We start from the raw sequence: 15,437 nt of genomic DNA, 5'->3' as shown, positions 1-15,437 counted from the left end.
TAGTTATTTAAATAATTTTTCAGATGGATCTCCATATAAATCTGACTTCTTAAATACTATATTATTTTCTTTAAATTTTCTATTTTCACAGTAATTATTAAATGTTTCTTCAAAATATTTTGGTGCTCTTGGATCAAGCAATACTTCACTTATTAGATTCAATGGAAATTTATAATACTTAACAGGTTCACGTTTAAAATTATACATCTCATTAAATGTTGGCTCTTCACCCTCACATTTTATTGATCCTATATATTCTTGAATATTTAAACTAAATGAAAATCTATATTCATTTTCATGTACAAATTCACTTCTTTTACCTTCTAATATAGCTCTACCTGAAGTTATATAGCCTGCTATAGTTCCTTTCTGTTTATATTTATCAGCATTCATTTTTAGATCATAGCTAACTTCGTAGTCTTCAATATCTTTTTCCAATGACTCTTTCATTTGCTCTTTTAATTTTAAAACATTGGTAGTGATTCTTACTCCTGTTTTATCTGGACTATATATTCTCCACATTGCATCAGATTCTTTAGAATCATATGTCCATGATTGCGCATACATATCTTTTATTTGTATTTTTAACATTCTTTTTATTTGATCCATTGAATTTTCATCTTTAGCAAAACTATTTGCCATTTTTAACGGAATAATTTGATTAAATATTTCATATTGTGAAGCTGCCTCATAAGTATCATCCCACAATGGTACATTTGTAAAATACGATCTTTGTAATTCTATGATGTCCACGAATTGATTAAATGTTAAGTACTTATGCACAGCAATTATATTGTTTGTTGAATTTTCATTCATGTTATCAGCCACCTTTCGCCATATATTTCTATATTCAAAAGATGATATCCTTCTTTTGTCGAATCATTTCTGCCTCAAAGCACCACCAATTCTTCGATAACTTCTCTCCCTCATGACTTCCCTAAGATCATCAGCTTCCTGTTCTTTATTAACTCTTTTACTATTGCAGTAAGGACATGCTATATACCTATCTTTAGACATCTTATCTATATCCTCTGAAAGCAATATAAATTCAAGCTTACATGTCCTGCATTTAAAAGCTGTATAGATACTCTGCATAATCCTCACTTCCTTCTATTACATCAAAATATATTTCAATATATAGTATTAGCTATACACATTATTCACAATATATTGTGTACAACTAATTTTAAGCACAGCAAAAGCACCAGTATTTCTACCAGTGCTTCTCCATATATAATATATACATTAAAAGGGGTAATGTCTATGTTTATATAATATCTATCCAATGTTACAGTTTTATATCAATAATATTTCTATTATCTTAAATATGGATTAATAAATTCTAAACATAATAAGAAAACACCCTAAGGTGGGTGCCTCTTATACAAGATATATTATTTTTTATAATTTTACACAATACCACATTACAATATTCTAAAAGGTACGTCAATCCCACATAAAAGGACACTTTTTTAACTAATAAAATTGGATACTTCGGCTATATTACTAGGATTAAAGGCATTTTAAGGAGGACATTTTTTATAGTTTTATTCCGTCTATTCCGAAAAATAAAATACTTAAATCTTCAATAGCGTTTCTTACATCTCTGCCTACTGTTTTTACTGCTATTCCAAAGTGCTCTGCTGCCTGCTCATATGTAGGCTGAATGTCATCCTTTATAGGATCTATATAGATGTATTTTATTATTTTATATCTTCTTTCCTTCAATTTACCATCACTTTTGCATATAGCTTCATAGTACTTCATGGACTTATTTATATGCCCAACAATTATTAATGTCCTTTTCTTGGTCCTGCTGAGCGCCTGGATGTATTGTTCTTCATCGTGAATGGATTCTACATCATCAAGTACATCTATAGCATTATCATGGTATATTGCATTTATAGAACTATCAGTCATTGCCCCATGGATTTTCAAGCTTCTATAATGATTAAGCAGCAGTCTAGTATTCCTTAATCTTCTGTCATATCTTTTTTTAGTTTTATAGTATTCCTGCTCTTTGATATATTTTATTCCTGCATTCACACCTATTTTAACAGCCTCATCAATGCTTATTCTTTCTTCCATGCTATCATCCTCCTGTAAATAAAAATAAGCACTACCCTCTAATTATTTAAATTAAAGGAATAGTGCTTCCGTTGTTCGGTCAGCCTATTTTATTCTATTTTTATCAGTGAAACTTGGTTTACAGAGTATCTCACCTTTCACATGCTTTATGTTTATTTCAAAGTAATCTAGATGATCTATCTTATCCATTTTATCGATGGTATCATCTACACTGGAATGAATTGCTCTTTTTAGCTTGTCTTTATCTATCACTTTAAACCTCCTGTTTTTCGGCTAATCTTTGAATAGTAAGTTAACCACTTACTATAACTCCACATTTTTTACATTTAAATATAGGATTATTTTTTTCATCTGTTCCTAAATAATCAAATATTTCAAGAGTTTTTGGTATATCATCAAGATTAACTTCTTTTCCACAATTGCATTTAAATCTCACTTTTATTGCCTCCTTACCTAATTCGCAATATTTTTGAATGGCGAAACAAAAACACCGTAGAATTCTTGAATAATACGGTGTTTTATGAAATATTTAATTTTCACTATTAATAAATATTATATATAAATAAAATTTTACTTTTGTAAATCAATTAAGATTCCTTAATACAATTTTTAATAATACTTTCAACATGAATTTTTGTAGTATTAAGGAATGGTATACCAAATTCATCTTTTGTAAGAATTAATGGCAACTCTGTACAACCAAGAATTAATCCCTCTATTGAATCTTCATCAATCATCCTTTTAACAATATTAAGTAATCCATTACGTGTTTCATCAAGAAACTTTCCAAATTCAATTTCAGTCATTAGTTTATGATGAATATAATCCTGTTCTTCTTCTTTTGGAACGATAATTTTTATATTACTTTTGTCAAATACTTTCTTAAAAAAATTGCTCTCCATTGTAAATTTAGTCCCAATTAGGCCAATCTTTTTTATTCCTAACGCCTCAGCATTTTTACATGTTTCCTCAACAATACTTATTAATGGAATAGGAGATAACTCCTTAATTCTTTCAAATACTATATGTGGTGTATTTGATGAAATGAATCCAAAATCTGCACCTGCTTTATAGAGTATCTCGACACCTTTAATTAAGCAATTTACAAGGTTGTCCCATTGTTTATTCTCAACAAAACTTAAAAGAATATTCATATCCATGCTATTAATCAATATTTCAGGGTAGCTACCATCCTTTACTTCATTACGATATTTTTCAATAATTAGGCGATAATAATCTAAAGTTGATTCGGGTCCAAGACCACCAATCATTCCTATTTTCTTCATCCATTAACTCTCCTTATATTTAATTTCGGCTATACCACTACCTATAAATTAAGTATTTATTATCTATAATAACTGCTAGATAATATCTTATACTTTTAGCTTAATTCATATAGAAATTATACCATAATATTCTATATCGTCCATTATTACCGATAAAATATATTAGAAGTTTATTCTATAAACACCGCATTATTCAATTATCAAAGTACAATTTTATCTACCCATCTAGTTCGACCTATAATCAGATTACGAATTAATCCCAGTCAACTTCATCAATCTCAATTTCTTTTTCACACCTTGGACAATTAAATTTTGAATAGTTCCAATCACAAGGTTCTCCTAACATATCAATAAATTCTTGATAATCTATTTCTATTTCTTCATCACAGTGAGGGCAATCAAATTTTATTGAAACTGGTCTTTGGTTTACAATTATATCTGCCTTGAGTGTTCTTTCTCCATAGTTGTCACATTTCTTACAATGTCTTAATCTAAGACTATAGCTATCTATTTTCTTATAATTACATTTTGAGCAAACTGTTTCATCATGTACCATAACTTATCCCTCCAATTTTCACAGTCCGCATTTTTAAAGATAATAATTCATATAGCTTTGATACATTCCTATATCCCTATTTCTATCTGTAAATACCAATAATGCATCTTTAAAATATCCATATACCTCATAGTTACCTTCACTTATTTTCTCAATTTTTTCACTCTCAAAAATGCTATTAGAGTGATAATTTTCTGTCCTTAATAAAATTGTATAGCCTTCTCCGGTTCCTTCGATTTGAATATCTTGGTTAGCAATAATTTCATCAATTAACGGACTTTCAGGAGTATTATTGTCAAATATTTTTATCTTTGAACCCTCTTCTATTATTAACATTACCCCATCACCTCATAATCTCCCTCGCAAACGAATCCTGTTTTCCTTCCATACTTTACAAAGAAGCCACCTTTTGTTTCCAGATCAACTTCATAAATTTTATTTAACTTATTCCTATACCAGGAATTCTTATCTTTGCAGCTTTTTATCATTACATATCTTGCTTTCAAATTCTTTCCCTCCCTAATATTTGCCCTCTAACAAATCATCCTTACTTTCCAGAATATTTTTTCTTGTAAATTCTCCGAAATATTTTTCCTCTGCATCCATTCTTGCTTGTATAGCTTCATTTTTATTGGTAAAACTTCCAATATTAATTCTTTGTCCTTTGTAATTTATATACGCTACCCACTTTTTATTTGTTTTGTGAAAATATACCCCTGGATAACCACTCGTATTCCTATGATGAATTCCTTTATTAAAAGCATTTTGTTCTTCAGTACATTCTCTTAAATTCTCTCTTCTGTTGTCACCTCTATCCCCGTTTATATGGTCAACAACCTTGTTAGTTTTCAAAATGATCCTGTGCATCCTAATTGTTATTCCATTTCTTTCAGCTCTAAAATATCCATGAGAATCATGATACCAGTAACTCTTTTTTACTTTTTCTAAATCACAGATACTAACTTTAAATTTATTTCCGTTATTATCTCTCCCAATAGCATATTCTCCGCAAATAGTATACTCATTCTTAAGCTTTCTTTTTTCTCCAAAGCTTTTACATATATCTTTCTTGTGACATCCACAGCTAATCACTTCACAATTTAATAAATGAGATCTTCTTACTACTTTTTCATTGCCGCAATCACATTTACACAAAATCATTACATGTCCTTTTATATTTTCCGTTCTTTTTATCACCGTTAACATTCCAAATTTATCGTTTTGTTTCATAATCATCCTTACCTTTTCCATAAACCATCCTGGAGCTTACATAAATATTATTCAGTACCCTCATTACTTCCTCAGCTCGGTCTTTCCATGGAGGATCCTTTTTTCTGCTTAACTCTGACCTCCTAACCTCAAACAGTATTTGACTCCACCTATCATATTGAGCTAATGCATCCTTATGGAGCTTGTATGCTGTGGTATAGTCATTGTCCTGAAGGTATTTAAACCTGTCCACTATATCTATAAAATTTCTAATGTCTTGTTGATATAACTGTTCTTGATTCTCCATTACCACCTATCAACCCCATTCGTTCCAGTTTACCTCTTACAGCTAATGATGATCTCTTGCCTCCAAGTTTCTTTGCAATTACTTCAGGGCCAAAACCTTTATGTCTTAAATTTAACAATATTTTGATTTCTTCATTAGTCCATGGATTATGGTTATCTGCTTTTAAGGGTCTTTGCTTTAATCTTAAATCTACCATTCTTCTTTTAATTGCTCCTCCGGTTCTTTTCAATCTATCTGAAATATCCTGGTAACTGTATTTATATGAATTAAGCATATTCATAAGCATATTATCTTCTTCTTCTGTCCATGGAGTTTTTATATACTTAGCTGCAGCTATATCTGCTTCTCTCTTATCCTTAACCCATCCTGGTTCTATTCCTAGCATTCCCTTTTCAAATTTACTGAAATCTAAAATATCTCTATGCTGCTCTGCCCACTTCCAAAAATCCTCAAGCTTAAATACTTTGTATTTTTTACTTACACTTTTTTTATATTTCACAGGGAATCCATAACTTATCCATTTATCAACTGCCCATGTATAATGTGCTCCAAGGACTTTAACTAGTTGGCTTATTGTTATTTCCTCACAAGAGTATAAATGTCTGCCTAAGCCTAATTTATGAGCTTTTATTTTAACTGCTATTTCTGTCCTTCCCAGAGATTTTGCTATAGTGGGGATTGAAATAGTTCCCCACTTATCTTCAAGAAAGTTGCATTCTTCTTCTGTCCAGTTTGCTCCCATATCACTCCCTCCTTAACCTTGCTCATAATATTTTTCTTTGCTATCGAAAAAGCCAACCTGCTTGTCTGCCTTTCTAAGCATTTTGAAATCATTCATATTAAATCCATCTAGGAGGTTAGGTATTTCACTCTTGGTAGTCTCCCAGCCATAGCCTAAAGTGCCTATAACCTCTTTCCAACCTACCAGGTCAGGTTCTCTAATTTTGTATCCATTTTCTATTTGCCTTAAACAACTGTAAATAAGAGCCACAACCTGTTCATTGCTTATTCTTTCTACCCAAAACTCTCTGCTCTCTATGATGAATTTATATCCTGTAACCTCTTCTAACTGCTTATTGGCTTTCTTGATCCACATAATTTCATCACTACGCTTCAGTTCATCTCCGATATACTCCGTGTCCTCAATGAATAGTATTTTATCTAGGTTAATCATTGTAAACTCTTCAAATTTCTCTTTATATTTATCCTTTATTTTCTGGGCTATAGGCCTATAAAAGTCATTCTTTATCCAATGCTTGTACCCATATTTACCATTGTTCAAAGCCCTAATCTTTTGTATTACTCCATTTCCAGTAGATTCTACGAACTGAAGATTATAACCAACACATTCAATATCTGTTACTTCTCCGGTAGTCTCATCAATTATTTTTATTTTAGGCATACTAGCTTACCCCTCTCTTTGAATTTTTTGCTCTTATCTTTTTTAGTTCATCAACATCAATCCAACCATCTTCACTATATTTAAGACTTCTGGTAATCCATGAAAGCTTTAATTCCGGGTAATGATAATCAAATTCCTTTCTCTTCTGTATCGCAACTGGTGTAGCCATTCCTTTTACATCTACAACCTCTAGGCTTCCATCGTTGTGATAGATAAGAAAATCAGCAACATAGTAAATTGGTTGATATTTCTTTCCGTTCTTTTTAAAGCTTGGTTGTAATTCATATTTAGGCTGCAGCTCAAAGTTTATTATTTCTCCTGCTACTTTTCTCTTTTTAAGATCTTGATAGTACCTCGCTTCATCTTTGGAATCAAACCGTATGCCATCCACTGTGACCTTTTCCGCTCTATATTTACTCATTTACTCCACCTTCTTAAATAATCATAAATAAACTTATTTTATCTCCTTTTAACTCATAAGCAGTATATGTTTTTGTTTCCTTTACTAACTTAGCATTTAGGCAAAACAGAAGTTCTTTAATTCTTGGTCCACATTTATGACCAATTTTAAACATAGTGTAGGTTGCACCATCTTTTTTAATTAATTCTGCACTATATTGTGTTGCTTTCATTTAATCGACTCCTTAATTTTCCAATACTCACAATGTTCAATAGGTATTACTGTCTCACCAGTAGCTTTACGTTTTGGAAATTCTATATCTTCACCATGATATTCATGACAAATTCTATACCGCCAGTGTTCTGTTGGACATCCTGGCAATTCATCATGATCGCAACTATCATCTATCAATTCACCAAATTTACAAGTAATACATGTCCTATTTTGAGGATTATACCAGCACTTTTCTTCATGCTCTAACATCTTTTTCAAGCTGCTCATATGTTTAGTACCACACCTATATTGGCATCCGTATGCCTTATATTCTATGGGCATATTATTTACCCATATCCATACCAAAGTAGAACATAACTGGCTTAACCTTTACTGGATCATCAAGCATATCTGAAAGGCTTAAAGCTACACTAGCTCTTTCTCTTTTGGACTCAAATATTTCCTCTGCAAAAGCATTCCCTTTAAGCTCTGAATAAATCATCATTCCGGACAATGTACCTCTTAATGCGGCCTTAATTCTTTCTCTGTCCTTATTAATTTCTGCAATTTGCTTTTTAAGCTCCTGGTTCTCAATTCTCTCTTTGGCAACATCAATCATTTTTGTCTGCTTCAAGGCATCTTTTAGAATTCCTTCCACCAGGTTAGATAAAATATTTAAATTAACCGGCTGCATATGCCTATGCTGATTATTTATATTGCTTATGACCTTAGTAACTATCTTTTTTGACAGCTTTTCTAGAGTCACTATGTTATTTACTTTTTCCGCGGGTTTCACAGGATCTATGTTCATCTTTGAGAAATTATTTATTATCATTTCAGCTTCCTCAAAGCTTATACCTAGCTTATTTGCAAATTCCTTAATTCTGCCTATTCTCTTATTCTCTCTTGATTGATTATTAAAAAAATACATTTCCATGATTTTATCCTCCCTTTATTCAGCAAGAAGTAAATCTTGCATCTCTCTATTTTGATCTTTGCTTTGCTTTTCTCTTATGTCTTCTTCAGGCATCTCTACTGGAATAGCCATTTTAAATATTCTGCTTCTTAATCGATCATCATGTTTAAGGTTCTCAACAGAGCAATTTGAAGTAAATATTGTTACTCTGTTATATTTCATCCTTGTATCAAAGATTGAGAATAGAATTTCATTTACCCACGGTGTAGGCTGCTCTACTCCAATATCATCAACAATCAGAATCTGAACTCCATTTATACTTTCAATGAGCTGGGATTCAGTATATTTACTTTCCCGGTTATATGTGTTTTTAATTTCTTTAAGAATATCCAAGGATGTAACAAATTTAACCTGTTTATGTTTTGTGCTTAGAATTGCATTCCCTATGCTTACTGCAAGTCTTGTCTTGCCGCTGCCTTTTGTGGCGCTGTAGAAATATAATCCCTTGCCTATGGATTCAAACTCTTCCTCAAAGCTATTTACATACTTCACTGCCTGTTTCTTAGCTATCCTGGCACGCATTACATCTTCTTTGTTTTTATATATCTCAGAATCAAAGGATTTAATCGTTAGGGATGAAAACTCTTTAGGGATATTAGCAAAAGCAAGTCTTTTATTTTGCAGTTTTTGTTCCCTGCAGGTACAATATTGAGCTTTAGTTTCAAGGGTTTCTGGATTTCTAAGCCACATCATTCCGCTACCATCACATTTTCCATGTGGGCACTTAGATGTCGCATTCAACAACTCCCAATGTTCCTCCGTACTTTTCAAGGGCTCTTTTGGTGAGCTCTGCTCCTTCTGTCTCTCCTGTTGCAGCAACTTCATCTTCTCGATTGTTTTGTTTATTAGACTTTGCTCCATTGTTTTCACCCTTCCTTTCCTGGACCCAATTTTTTAATACAGTTTCAACCCAAGGTTTTATAAATTTCCCTTTTCCAGAAACACATTTTTGAATTGCTTCTTTTGTCCAATCAAATCCATAGATCTCTATAAAAATTTCTAAAGATGCTAAATCAGAAGTTATATCTTGTCCTGGTTTTAATTCAGAATAATATTTACAAAGTTCTAATGCTTCTTGTGTGTGAGAGTTATCTTCTCTCTCTCTTTTATTTTCTTTTACTTTACTTTCCTTTACTTTACTTTCCTTTATAGCATTGCTGTCGCATTGCGTATGCATTGCACTTGCATTTTCGTTGCATTTTTTTACATCTTTTTTATCCTTTGAAGCCTTATTCCATCTAGCCTTAGCCGCTTTTCTGCCATTCTCTGATTTAGTGGCCTTTTCTTCCATTCTTCTCATAAGACTATTGGACCATATATATACCCCATCAGATTCAAATAAATGATACTCATTTATGCAATCTTCTACGTAGTTATGCAGTGCATTACAGTCGCATTGCAGTTGCATAGCAAGAGTAATGCAAAGGTATTTATTATGCTCAAGTTTGTATTCAGATTGCTCTCTTAATATCTCAATAATCATCCAATACCATCCATATCCTTCTGAGCCATACTTACTTCTCATAGCTAAAATTTTAGGATCATTTCTGGCATTAAAATCATGGGAAAAGTAATAGGTTTCTTTCATATAATTCCCCTCCAGTCTCTTGATATCTTGCCACCCTAAACACCTCACTTTCTAAAGAAATATAACTAATATCTTATTGAATTTACGTTCCATCTTTTAGCTACATATGGCTTTATCTCTACACCATTCTCAATTAATAATCTTTTTAATGTTGTAGGAGAACAACCTAAGCTCAATGCTGCCCTCGCCAATGTTCCATATTTTTCATAAAGTTCCTTAGCTCTATCTATTTGAATATTTAATCTTTTACCCATCAAATTCACTCTCCAAATCAATTTCTAAACCTGACTCAGCAACATAAGTTGGTTTACCAGTTAACTTTTCTATATCTGTTTTAAATAGCTCTGAATCACTGTTCAAAGATGATAAATGTATCAATACTATATTCCTAACATCTTCAAGATCCGTTGCTTTTAATAGAGTTTTACAGTTATCCAAGCTCATATGAGACTTTGCTAATCTTAAAGCTAATCCTACGTTTAAAGTTCCATTATCAATATTACTGGTCATAATTTCCCCATCATAATTACATTCAATGAGTATATGGCTCAGCCTCAGAAATTTATATTGAATGTAATATGTGTCTGTAGCAAATAGCATTGTACCCATTTCAGGGTGATATATTAAAAATCCTAAAGGTTCCGCAGCATCATGTTCAGTAGCAAATGGAAGTATAGTAAATTCACCCAACTTAAATTGCTGTTCACTTTTAATAATATGAACTCTGTGTCCTGATACCTCACAAGCATCAATTGTGCCTTTGCTGGTATAAATATCTATACCAGCTTTTATTATGTCTTTTATAGCTTTGCTATGATCCTTATGAGAATGGGTAATTAAGCATGAATTCACATTGTCAATTTTGTAATTTAAGCCTTGTAAAATTTCTTTATACCTAATACCACATTCAAGGATTAAAGTTTCTTCTTTAGCCTGCAAGAGATAGCAGTTACCACTACTAGAGCTCCCTAATACTTTTAACTTCATTTATGCCTCCTAAAACTCCAAACCTATTTCAGTCTGCTTAGCACTTTGCTGAGCATTTTCATTCTCATTTGATACTTCTGCTTTCTTAGATTCAACATCAATTACCTTTTCTTTCACATTATCTTCTTGTATATCTAAAGTCTTTTTATTGGCCTTTTCTTCAATCTCCTGATTTACTTCTGCTTGTACATTGTTTATGATCTTATCCTCGTCATACTGCTTCTCATCCGAGTTGTTGAAAGCTTCTATAAGAAGATCACTGTCATCAGAAGTATTGGCAAACATTTTGCAAGCTCTATTGATTACAGTTTTCTTTGCCATTTCATCAGTGAAGTTGTTATGTGCTGTAGATTTACCACTCTTATAAGCTACTCCTTGGCCCCAAGCTTTCTTTATTTGGTTTATATTCATTACCTCTGTGTAGATTGGCCCTTTATCTCCCAAAACTACTGCAAAGGCTCCTTTAATTTTTGTAAGGTCTATATTCTCAAACTTAGGATCAAACTTGGTAATTTTTAAAGTTGCTGTATCTAAGTCAAAGGTTTGTTCAAATTCATCTCCTTCATATATGCAGTAGGCTTTTACATCCTTTATTCCCTTAAGTCTTTTAGTAACTGCTACGGTACCCATATAGCTCCTCATTAGCTGCAGTTGTTTCCCATAAGCGACAAAATAGCATTGCTTTTTAGCAGGGCTTAATCCCTGGATAACCATATCTAAAAGTGAATTTGCTACAGTAGCTTTTGAGCATACCTGTAATACTGGGTTTTTTTCTCTATCTACTGTTTCCTGAAGCATAAGCCATGCACTTTTAAGAGCATTGGCAGCACTATACCCTTGAGGAACAACTAACTCTCCCTTTTTACTAAGGTCATTTACTCTACTTAATACTTCCTCAGTTATATTTTTCTCTTGAGTTGTAAGAGCTTTATTGTTGGTATTTTGAACACTATTTGGCATACTAAGCTACCTCCCCTTGAATATTTGATACCTTTAACTTTTTATCTTGACTTACAACTAAGTTGATAATCTGTGAATTAATATCAAGAATCTCATTAATACTCTCTCTGTTATCTATAAATACAGGAGCTTCTACTCCATAGTGGTTGCAAAGAGCATTTATTATGTCTAATCCGGCATTAATCTGACTTGCTTTATTCGCATTGGAGAATGGTACTCCATGAATAAGTGCCTCACAGCATTCTTCAACTGCTCCATTAACTAAGGTATTAAATAACTTGAAACTTACAAATTTAAATTTTTCATTTATACTGTTTTCTAGCAACTCAACCTTAGTTTTTATGAAGTTTTCACATAAGAATTCTTGTCCTTCTAGTTGGGCTATTTGTTGAGCCAAAGCAGACTCTTGGTCTGTAAGTTCAGCAACTCTTTCTTTCATTTTTTCATTCTGCTCTTTATAGGATAATTGGGTATTTATATCTTCAAGCTCCTGTTGTAATTTTTTCTTTCTATCTTTGAGATCATTAACCTGGTTATTCAATTCTTTAGGTTGTGACAACTTTAATTCAAGCTGCTCTATTTGAGATTTTAATTCTTGATATTCTATATTAGATTCAAGGTTTAACTCAGGCTTAAAGTTTTGATATTTATCCTCAGTTTCATTTAAATCTGCTACAATTTCTAATGCCTGAGCACTTAATATCATAGATTTTTCATTGAGCTCTTGAACATCTGTATTAAGAACTTCAACTTTATCTTTCATTGATTTACCCTGTTGATTGATTTTTTTCAATTTTTCAGCCTTATTAATATTAAAGTTTTCTTCCAAAGTCTTTCTCGTCTCTTCAATATGTTCTTCATCAAAAGGTCTTTTGCATAAAGGGCATATTGTTTGATCTTCAGGGAACTCAAACTCTTCAGCTGCAACGTTCTTATATCCAGTTCTTAATTTATTCATTTCATTTTGGAAATCTTCTACTGCTTTTTTCTTAGCATCTATAGATATATCTGTTAATTTAATTTCTCTATCAATTTTTAATTTTTTATCATGGATATTATATATACTTTCTTTAAGCAGTTTCCTAGGATTTTCAGCTTCAATTTTTGCGTTGTACTCAATATCCTTCATTTTATCTTTAAGAGAATATAGCTCATCCTTTTCAGCGAGAAGAGAGTCATTAACTTTGCTGGTATCCAATAGTTGTTCATCTGCATTTTTCATTTCACCAATTGCTACACGCTTTCTAAATTCCAAGGCATCAAAGTCTATTTCTTTTATTGAGTTATTGCATTCATCTATCCTATAGGGAATTGACTTTATATCATCATTTAACTTCCTTTTCCTTGCTGCAATAGATTTCTTAAGAGTATCTATATCCATATCATTTAATGCAGGCACAAGAGCTTTAAGTTCAGGATTATAAGTGATAACTCTATTCCAATCAATATCTCCAATAATATTTAAAATTGTTTGTCTCCTATCCTGCCACTTCAAGTTCATACTGAAATATGTTGGATTGCTTATTAATTTAAAAAGACTTTCATCAATAATGCTGGCTATTTTAGATTTGTATTCTGATTGTTTTACTGGTACCTCATTGATATAATATAAAGTTTCATGACCAGTGAGGTGTCTTTCTGCTTCTCCTCTTCTTTTAGTCCATTTTTCTTTAAGTATCTTAGATAGGATTACATTTTTGCCATCTACTTCAAGAGTTCCAGTTACCTGATGTTCTAATCCATGAATTGCTTCACCTTTTGAATCTAGGGTCTTAATTTCAAATGCTGTTCTATCCTGACTGTCTTTATCAAACAGCAGCCATGTAAATGCGTCAAATATTGAAGTTTTCCCAGTTCCATTGTCTCCATAGATATTTGTTATTCTGTCAAAGGTGAAATTTAATTCTTTAATTCCCTTAAAATTCTTAAGATGAAGATTTTTTAAAATTATTAAATTACTCACTTTTCTTACCTCCGTTTGATTTTTTTCTCATTCCATAGTAGAATGAGTCTAGGTTATTTTATTATTGGCTCTTTTTCTAAGAGCTCTTTTTTATTTGTTCTGATAAAATTAGCTTGTCCAATTCTTGAGATTTTTCAATAGTCCTTTGATCTAGAAATCCATATTTTTCAATGTATTCATGAAGTTCTGCTCTAAGTTGTTCTATTTTATTCCTCATTCAAATATTCCTCCATCAGTGCATTATAGGCATCCTGGTGTATCTCCCTGGCTCTCTTGTTGGTATCATGTTCAATTTTATATTCAAGAGCCTTGATCTGCTTAATAAGAGCATCCTTATGAGTTGGAATTTCCACTTTAATTGGCATTTACGACACCTTCCTTTTATTGAATTTAGAAAAAATAATGTTCATCTCTTTACTTCTGTTCTTATGTTCAACTAATTCATTAAAGTCATAATTCATTAGCTTTACAAAATCTCTAACCTCTGTTCTTATTTCTCTAAAAGATGCTCTTACAAATCTAGCATTCATATCATCTTTTACAATCTTTGAAATAACCTTTTGATATTTATTCAAGTTCATCACCTCCCCTCAATACCACTCTCCATTAGGTTTCACGTGAAGCCATGAACCATCATTTAAATCTACTCTTATAAATTCCTTTTGTACCTTTACTGATACTGGCTTATGTTCCTCTGGATATTCCCAAGCTTCATAGAATCTCTTTAAAAAACTATCAAATACTGTTTTATCGATACAATTTAATTTGTAGTAGCCTTTTATGTTTTTAGTATCAAACATCTTTAGCACCTTCCTGAGGCTCTCTTCCAATTAAAGATTTAATACGTTTCAAAGCTCTAACTTGTGCTTCTCTTTCCTCTGGACCGTCATAAAATTTCTTAGTTACAAAAGCTTCAAATCTTCCAACCTTTACATGTTCTGTTTCAACTCTTACCAATTTGCCCATTCATTTATACCTCCATTGCTTAAATTTAAATTATTAATTTTAGATTCTTTTGTGCCCAAAGCTTTAATTTTTGTGCTTCTATTGAAATTCTTTCAAGTGAATCAAGTACATATTCAAGCTGAGGTTTCTCATCTTCTGTAATAACTCCATCAGCTACAATCTCTATAAGTGACTCCTTAATGGATGTTACATCTTTAAGCGAAGACAATATTCCGATAGTAAGCCTATCTATCTCAACAACCTCCAAACGAGGAACATTATGTTTCCCTATAGGACATTGTTCACAGCAGTAGTAGTTTTCAATTTCAGGTGTATTGTATATCTCTGACATCATTAGAATTTCTTCCGGATAAGCACATACACTATCAAGCTCTATGTGAGCTAACCGAGTTCTATCAATTCCAAGCAATTCAGCAGCTCCTTCTCTACTGTTTAATTTGTCATTGGTGGCAGCTGCTTCCATTCGTGCTTTATAATAGATGTTATCTGCAGCTTTCGTGGCTTTTTTTGACATTTATTTCACCCCCTTTTGTTGT

At 32.0% G+C, this 15,437-nt stretch carries 29 protein-coding genes; all 29 read right to left on the bottom strand.

Annotated features, from left to right (window positions below; genetic code table 11):
- Positions 1-3 precede the first annotated feature (3 nt).
- The 29 genes from CLOPA_RS11970 to CLOPA_RS11850 all read right to left on the bottom strand — a co-directional run bounded on the left by CLOPA_RS11970 (position 4) and on the right by CLOPA_RS11850 (position 15,415).
- Positions 4-816: a DUF2971 domain-containing protein gene (locus tag CLOPA_RS11970; RefSeq protein WP_015615695.1), complete on the bottom strand. Its 813-nt coding sequence runs from the start codon at positions 814-816 to the stop codon at positions 4-6.
- A gap of 63 nt (positions 817-879) precedes the next feature.
- On the bottom strand, positions 880-1,095 hold the full coding sequence (locus tag CLOPA_RS11965; RefSeq protein ID WP_015615694.1) for a hypothetical protein: 216 nt from the start codon (positions 1,093-1,095) through the stop codon (positions 880-882).
- Positions 1,096-1,539: 444 nt separating this feature from the next.
- Positions 1,540-2,088, bottom strand: a complete 549-nt coding sequence (locus CLOPA_RS11960; protein WP_015615693.1) for a hypothetical protein — start codon at positions 2,086-2,088, stop codon at positions 1,540-1,542.
- An 84-nt stretch (positions 2,089-2,172) separates the two neighbouring features.
- Positions 2,173-2,340 (bottom strand): hypothetical protein, encoded by a 168-nt coding sequence (locus CLOPA_RS25065; protein ID WP_015615692.1) that lies wholly within the window; start codon positions 2,338-2,340, stop codon positions 2,173-2,175.
- Between the two features lie 40 nt (positions 2,341-2,380).
- Complete coding sequence (locus CLOPA_RS25060) at positions 2,381-2,524, bottom strand: hypothetical protein (protein ID WP_015615691.1); 144 nt, start codon at positions 2,522-2,524, stop codon at positions 2,381-2,383.
- A gap of 151 nt (positions 2,525-2,675) precedes the next feature.
- Positions 2,676-3,374 (bottom strand): aspartate/glutamate racemase family protein, encoded by a 699-nt coding sequence (locus CLOPA_RS11955; RefSeq protein WP_015613714.1) that lies wholly within the window; start codon positions 3,372-3,374, stop codon positions 2,676-2,678.
- A gap of 253 nt (positions 3,375-3,627) precedes the next feature.
- Positions 3,628-3,930 carry a hypothetical protein gene (locus CLOPA_RS11950; protein WP_015615690.1) on the bottom strand — a complete coding sequence of 101 codons (303 nt, stop codon included), beginning with the start codon at positions 3,928-3,930 and terminating at the stop codon, positions 3,628-3,630.
- Between the two features lie 33 nt (positions 3,931-3,963).
- Positions 3,964-4,266, bottom strand: coding sequence for a hypothetical protein (locus tag CLOPA_RS11945; RefSeq protein WP_015615689.1), 303 nt, complete (start codon positions 4,264-4,266; stop codon positions 3,964-3,966).
- Positions 4,266-4,436, bottom strand: coding sequence for a hypothetical protein (locus tag CLOPA_RS25055; protein WP_015615688.1), 171 nt, complete (start codon positions 4,434-4,436; stop codon positions 4,266-4,268). The genes CLOPA_RS11945 and CLOPA_RS25055 overlap by 1 nt, the downstream gene beginning before the upstream one ends.
- A gap of 13 nt (positions 4,437-4,449) precedes the next feature.
- Entirely contained in the window at positions 4,450-5,160 is a 711-nt protein-coding gene (locus CLOPA_RS23760) for an HNH endonuclease (protein ID WP_172638612.1), read from the bottom strand.
- On the bottom strand, positions 5,144-5,446 hold the full coding sequence (locus CLOPA_RS11935; RefSeq protein ID WP_015615686.1) for a hypothetical protein: 303 nt from the start codon (positions 5,444-5,446) through the stop codon (positions 5,144-5,146). Before CLOPA_RS11935 ends, CLOPA_RS23760 begins: the two co-directional genes overlap by 17 nt.
- On the bottom strand, positions 5,409-6,188 hold the full coding sequence (locus CLOPA_RS11930; protein ID WP_015615685.1) for a hypothetical protein: 780 nt from the start codon (positions 6,186-6,188) through the stop codon (positions 5,409-5,411). The genes CLOPA_RS11935 and CLOPA_RS11930 overlap by 38 nt, the downstream gene beginning before the upstream one ends.
- Before the next feature lie 12 nt (positions 6,189-6,200).
- Positions 6,201-6,848 (bottom strand): putative metallopeptidase, encoded by a 648-nt coding sequence (locus CLOPA_RS11925; RefSeq protein WP_015615684.1) that lies wholly within the window; start codon positions 6,846-6,848, stop codon positions 6,201-6,203.
- Position 6,849: 1 nt separating this feature from the next.
- Positions 6,850-7,269 carry a DUF1064 domain-containing protein gene (locus tag CLOPA_RS11920; RefSeq protein ID WP_015615683.1) on the bottom strand — a complete coding sequence of 140 codons (420 nt, stop codon included), beginning with the start codon at positions 7,267-7,269 and terminating at the stop codon, positions 6,850-6,852.
- A 13-nt stretch (positions 7,270-7,282) separates the two neighbouring features.
- On the bottom strand, positions 7,283-7,480 hold the full coding sequence (locus tag CLOPA_RS11915) for a hypothetical protein (protein ID WP_015615682.1): 198 nt from the start codon (positions 7,478-7,480) through the stop codon (positions 7,283-7,285).
- On the bottom strand, positions 7,477-7,749 hold the full coding sequence (locus CLOPA_RS11910; RefSeq protein ID WP_155241906.1) for a hypothetical protein: 273 nt from the start codon (positions 7,747-7,749) through the stop codon (positions 7,477-7,479). Before CLOPA_RS11910 ends, CLOPA_RS11915 begins: the two co-directional genes overlap by 4 nt.
- Positions 7,750-7,804: 55 nt before the next feature.
- Positions 7,805-8,398 carry a hypothetical protein gene (locus CLOPA_RS11905; protein ID WP_041710875.1) on the bottom strand — a complete coding sequence of 198 codons (594 nt, stop codon included), beginning with the start codon at positions 8,396-8,398 and terminating at the stop codon, positions 7,805-7,807.
- A 15-nt stretch (positions 8,399-8,413) separates the two neighbouring features.
- Positions 8,414-9,181 (bottom strand): DnaA ATPase domain-containing protein, encoded by a 768-nt coding sequence (locus tag CLOPA_RS11900; RefSeq protein ID WP_015615680.1) that lies wholly within the window; start codon positions 9,179-9,181, stop codon positions 8,414-8,416.
- Positions 9,162-10,025 carry a DUF4373 domain-containing protein gene (locus CLOPA_RS23755; protein ID WP_015615679.1) on the bottom strand — a complete coding sequence of 288 codons (864 nt, stop codon included), beginning with the start codon at positions 10,023-10,025 and terminating at the stop codon, positions 9,162-9,164. Before CLOPA_RS23755 ends, CLOPA_RS11900 begins: the two co-directional genes overlap by 20 nt.
- 65 nt (positions 10,026-10,090) lie before the next feature.
- A complete protein-coding gene (locus tag CLOPA_RS11885) occupies positions 10,091-10,279 on the bottom strand; it encodes a hypothetical protein (RefSeq protein WP_015615678.1) in 189 nt (62 codons plus the stop codon).
- Entirely contained in the window at positions 10,272-11,012 is a 741-nt protein-coding gene (locus CLOPA_RS11880; RefSeq protein WP_015615677.1) for an MBL fold metallo-hydrolase, read from the bottom strand. Before CLOPA_RS11880 ends, CLOPA_RS11885 begins: the two co-directional genes overlap by 8 nt.
- Positions 11,013-11,021: 9 nt before the next feature.
- Positions 11,022-11,972, bottom strand: coding sequence for a recombinase RecT (locus CLOPA_RS11875; protein ID WP_015615676.1), 951 nt, complete (start codon positions 11,970-11,972; stop codon positions 11,022-11,024).
- 1 nt (position 11,973) lies between these two features.
- Positions 11,974-13,935 (bottom strand): AAA family ATPase, encoded by a 1,962-nt coding sequence (locus CLOPA_RS11870; RefSeq protein WP_015615675.1) that lies wholly within the window; start codon positions 13,933-13,935, stop codon positions 11,974-11,976.
- A gap of 76 nt (positions 13,936-14,011) precedes the next feature.
- A complete protein-coding gene (locus tag CLOPA_RS11865; RefSeq protein WP_015615674.1) occupies positions 14,012-14,152 on the bottom strand; it encodes an aspartyl-phosphate phosphatase Spo0E family protein in 141 nt (46 codons plus the stop codon).
- Complete coding sequence (locus CLOPA_RS25610) at positions 14,142-14,300, bottom strand: hypothetical protein (RefSeq protein ID WP_015615673.1); 159 nt, start codon at positions 14,298-14,300, stop codon at positions 14,142-14,144. The genes CLOPA_RS11865 and CLOPA_RS25610 overlap by 11 nt, the downstream gene beginning before the upstream one ends.
- On the bottom strand, positions 14,301-14,516 hold the full coding sequence (locus CLOPA_RS11860; RefSeq protein WP_015615672.1) for a hypothetical protein: 216 nt from the start codon (positions 14,514-14,516) through the stop codon (positions 14,301-14,303). It abuts the gene before it with no gap.
- A gap of 9 nt (positions 14,517-14,525) precedes the next feature.
- A complete protein-coding gene (locus tag CLOPA_RS11855; RefSeq protein WP_015615671.1) occupies positions 14,526-14,735 on the bottom strand; it encodes a hypothetical protein in 210 nt (69 codons plus the stop codon).
- A complete protein-coding gene (locus tag CLOPA_RS25050; RefSeq protein ID WP_015615670.1) occupies positions 14,728-14,901 on the bottom strand; it encodes a hypothetical protein in 174 nt (57 codons plus the stop codon). Before CLOPA_RS25050 ends, CLOPA_RS11855 begins: the two co-directional genes overlap by 8 nt.
- A 25-nt stretch (positions 14,902-14,926) precedes the next feature.
- Positions 14,927-15,415, bottom strand: coding sequence for a hypothetical protein (locus CLOPA_RS11850; RefSeq protein WP_015615669.1), 489 nt, complete (start codon positions 15,413-15,415; stop codon positions 14,927-14,929).
- Positions 15,416-15,437 lie beyond the last annotated feature (22 nt).

The organism is Clostridium pasteurianum BC1 (genome assembly GCF_000389635.1).
Taxonomy (GTDB): domain Bacteria; phylum Bacillota; class Clostridia; order Clostridiales; family Clostridiaceae; genus Clostridium_I; species Clostridium_I pasteurianum_A.
Note: the sequence above shows the minus strand (reverse complement) of the source record. Positions and strands in the feature narration are given on the sequence as shown.

What these genes read in the sequence shown, in the direction of transcription:
- CLOPA_RS11970 (WP_015615695.1), bottom strand. Translation starts at nt 816, where the DNA reads ATGAATGAAAATTCAACAAACAATATAATTGCTGTGCATAAGTACTTA.
- CLOPA_RS11965 (WP_015615694.1), bottom strand. Translation starts at nt 1,095, where the DNA reads ATGCAGAGTATCTATACAGCTTTTAAATGCAGGACATGTAAGCTTGAA.
- CLOPA_RS11960 (WP_015615693.1), bottom strand. Translation starts at nt 2,088, where the DNA reads ATGGAAGAAAGAATAAGCATTGATGAGGCTGTTAAAATAGGTGTGAAT.
- CLOPA_RS11955 (WP_015613714.1), bottom strand. Translation starts at nt 3,374, where the DNA reads ATGAAGAAAATAGGAATGATTGGTGGTCTTGGACCCGAATCAACTTTA.
- CLOPA_RS11950 (WP_015615690.1), bottom strand. Translation starts at nt 3,930, where the DNA reads ATGGTACATGATGAAACAGTTTGCTCAAAATGTAATTATAAGAAAATA.
- CLOPA_RS11945 (WP_015615689.1), bottom strand. Translation starts at nt 4,266, where the DNA reads ATGTTAATAATAGAAGAGGGTTCAAAGATAAAAATATTTGACAATAAT.
- CLOPA_RS23760 (WP_172638612.1), bottom strand. Translation starts at nt 5,160, where the DNA reads ATGAAACAAAACGATAAATTTGGAATGTTAACGGTGATAAAAAGAACG.
- CLOPA_RS11935 (WP_015615686.1), bottom strand. Translation starts at nt 5,446, where the DNA reads ATGGAGAATCAAGAACAGTTATATCAACAAGACATTAGAAATTTTATA.
- CLOPA_RS11930 (WP_015615685.1), bottom strand. Translation starts at nt 6,188, where the DNA reads ATGGGAGCAAACTGGACAGAAGAAGAATGCAACTTTCTTGAAGATAAG.
- CLOPA_RS11925 (WP_015615684.1), bottom strand. Translation starts at nt 6,848, where the DNA reads ATGCCTAAAATAAAAATAATTGATGAGACTACCGGAGAAGTAACAGAT.
- CLOPA_RS11920 (WP_015615683.1), bottom strand. Translation starts at nt 7,269, where the DNA reads ATGAGTAAATATAGAGCGGAAAAGGTCACAGTGGATGGCATACGGTTT.
- CLOPA_RS11915 (WP_015615682.1), bottom strand. Translation starts at nt 7,480, where the DNA reads ATGAAAGCAACACAATATAGTGCAGAATTAATTAAAAAAGATGGTGCA.
- CLOPA_RS11910 (WP_155241906.1), bottom strand. Translation starts at nt 7,749, where the DNA reads ATGAGCAGCTTGAAAAAGATGTTAGAGCATGAAGAAAAGTGCTGGTAT.
- CLOPA_RS11905 (WP_041710875.1), bottom strand. Translation starts at nt 8,398, where the DNA reads ATGGAAATGTATTTTTTTAATAATCAATCAAGAGAGAATAAGAGAATA.
- CLOPA_RS23755 (WP_015615679.1), bottom strand. Translation starts at nt 10,025, where the DNA reads ATGAAAGAAACCTATTACTTTTCCCATGATTTTAATGCCAGAAATGAT.
- CLOPA_RS11885 (WP_015615678.1), bottom strand. Translation starts at nt 10,279, where the DNA reads ATGGGTAAAAGATTAAATATTCAAATAGATAGAGCTAAGGAACTTTAT.
- CLOPA_RS11880 (WP_015615677.1), bottom strand. Translation starts at nt 11,012, where the DNA reads ATGAAGTTAAAAGTATTAGGGAGCTCTAGTAGTGGTAACTGCTATCTC.
- CLOPA_RS11875 (WP_015615676.1), bottom strand. Translation starts at nt 11,972, where the DNA reads ATGCCAAATAGTGTTCAAAATACCAACAATAAAGCTCTTACAACTCAA.
- CLOPA_RS11865 (WP_015615674.1), bottom strand. Translation starts at nt 14,152, where the DNA reads ATGAGGAATAAAATAGAACAACTTAGAGCAGAACTTCATGAATACATT.
- CLOPA_RS25610 (WP_015615673.1), bottom strand. Translation starts at nt 14,300, where the DNA reads ATGCCAATTAAAGTGGAAATTCCAACTCATAAGGATGCTCTTATTAAG.
- CLOPA_RS11860 (WP_015615672.1), bottom strand. Translation starts at nt 14,516, where the DNA reads ATGAACTTGAATAAATATCAAAAGGTTATTTCAAAGATTGTAAAAGAT.
- CLOPA_RS11855 (WP_015615671.1), bottom strand. Translation starts at nt 14,735, where the DNA reads ATGTTTGATACTAAAAACATAAAAGGCTACTACAAATTAAATTGTATC.
- CLOPA_RS25050 (WP_015615670.1), bottom strand. Translation starts at nt 14,901, where the DNA reads ATGGGCAAATTGGTAAGAGTTGAAACAGAACATGTAAAGGTTGGAAGA.
- CLOPA_RS11850 (WP_015615669.1), bottom strand. Translation starts at nt 15,415, where the DNA reads ATGTCAAAAAAAGCCACGAAAGCTGCAGATAACATCTATTATAAAGCA.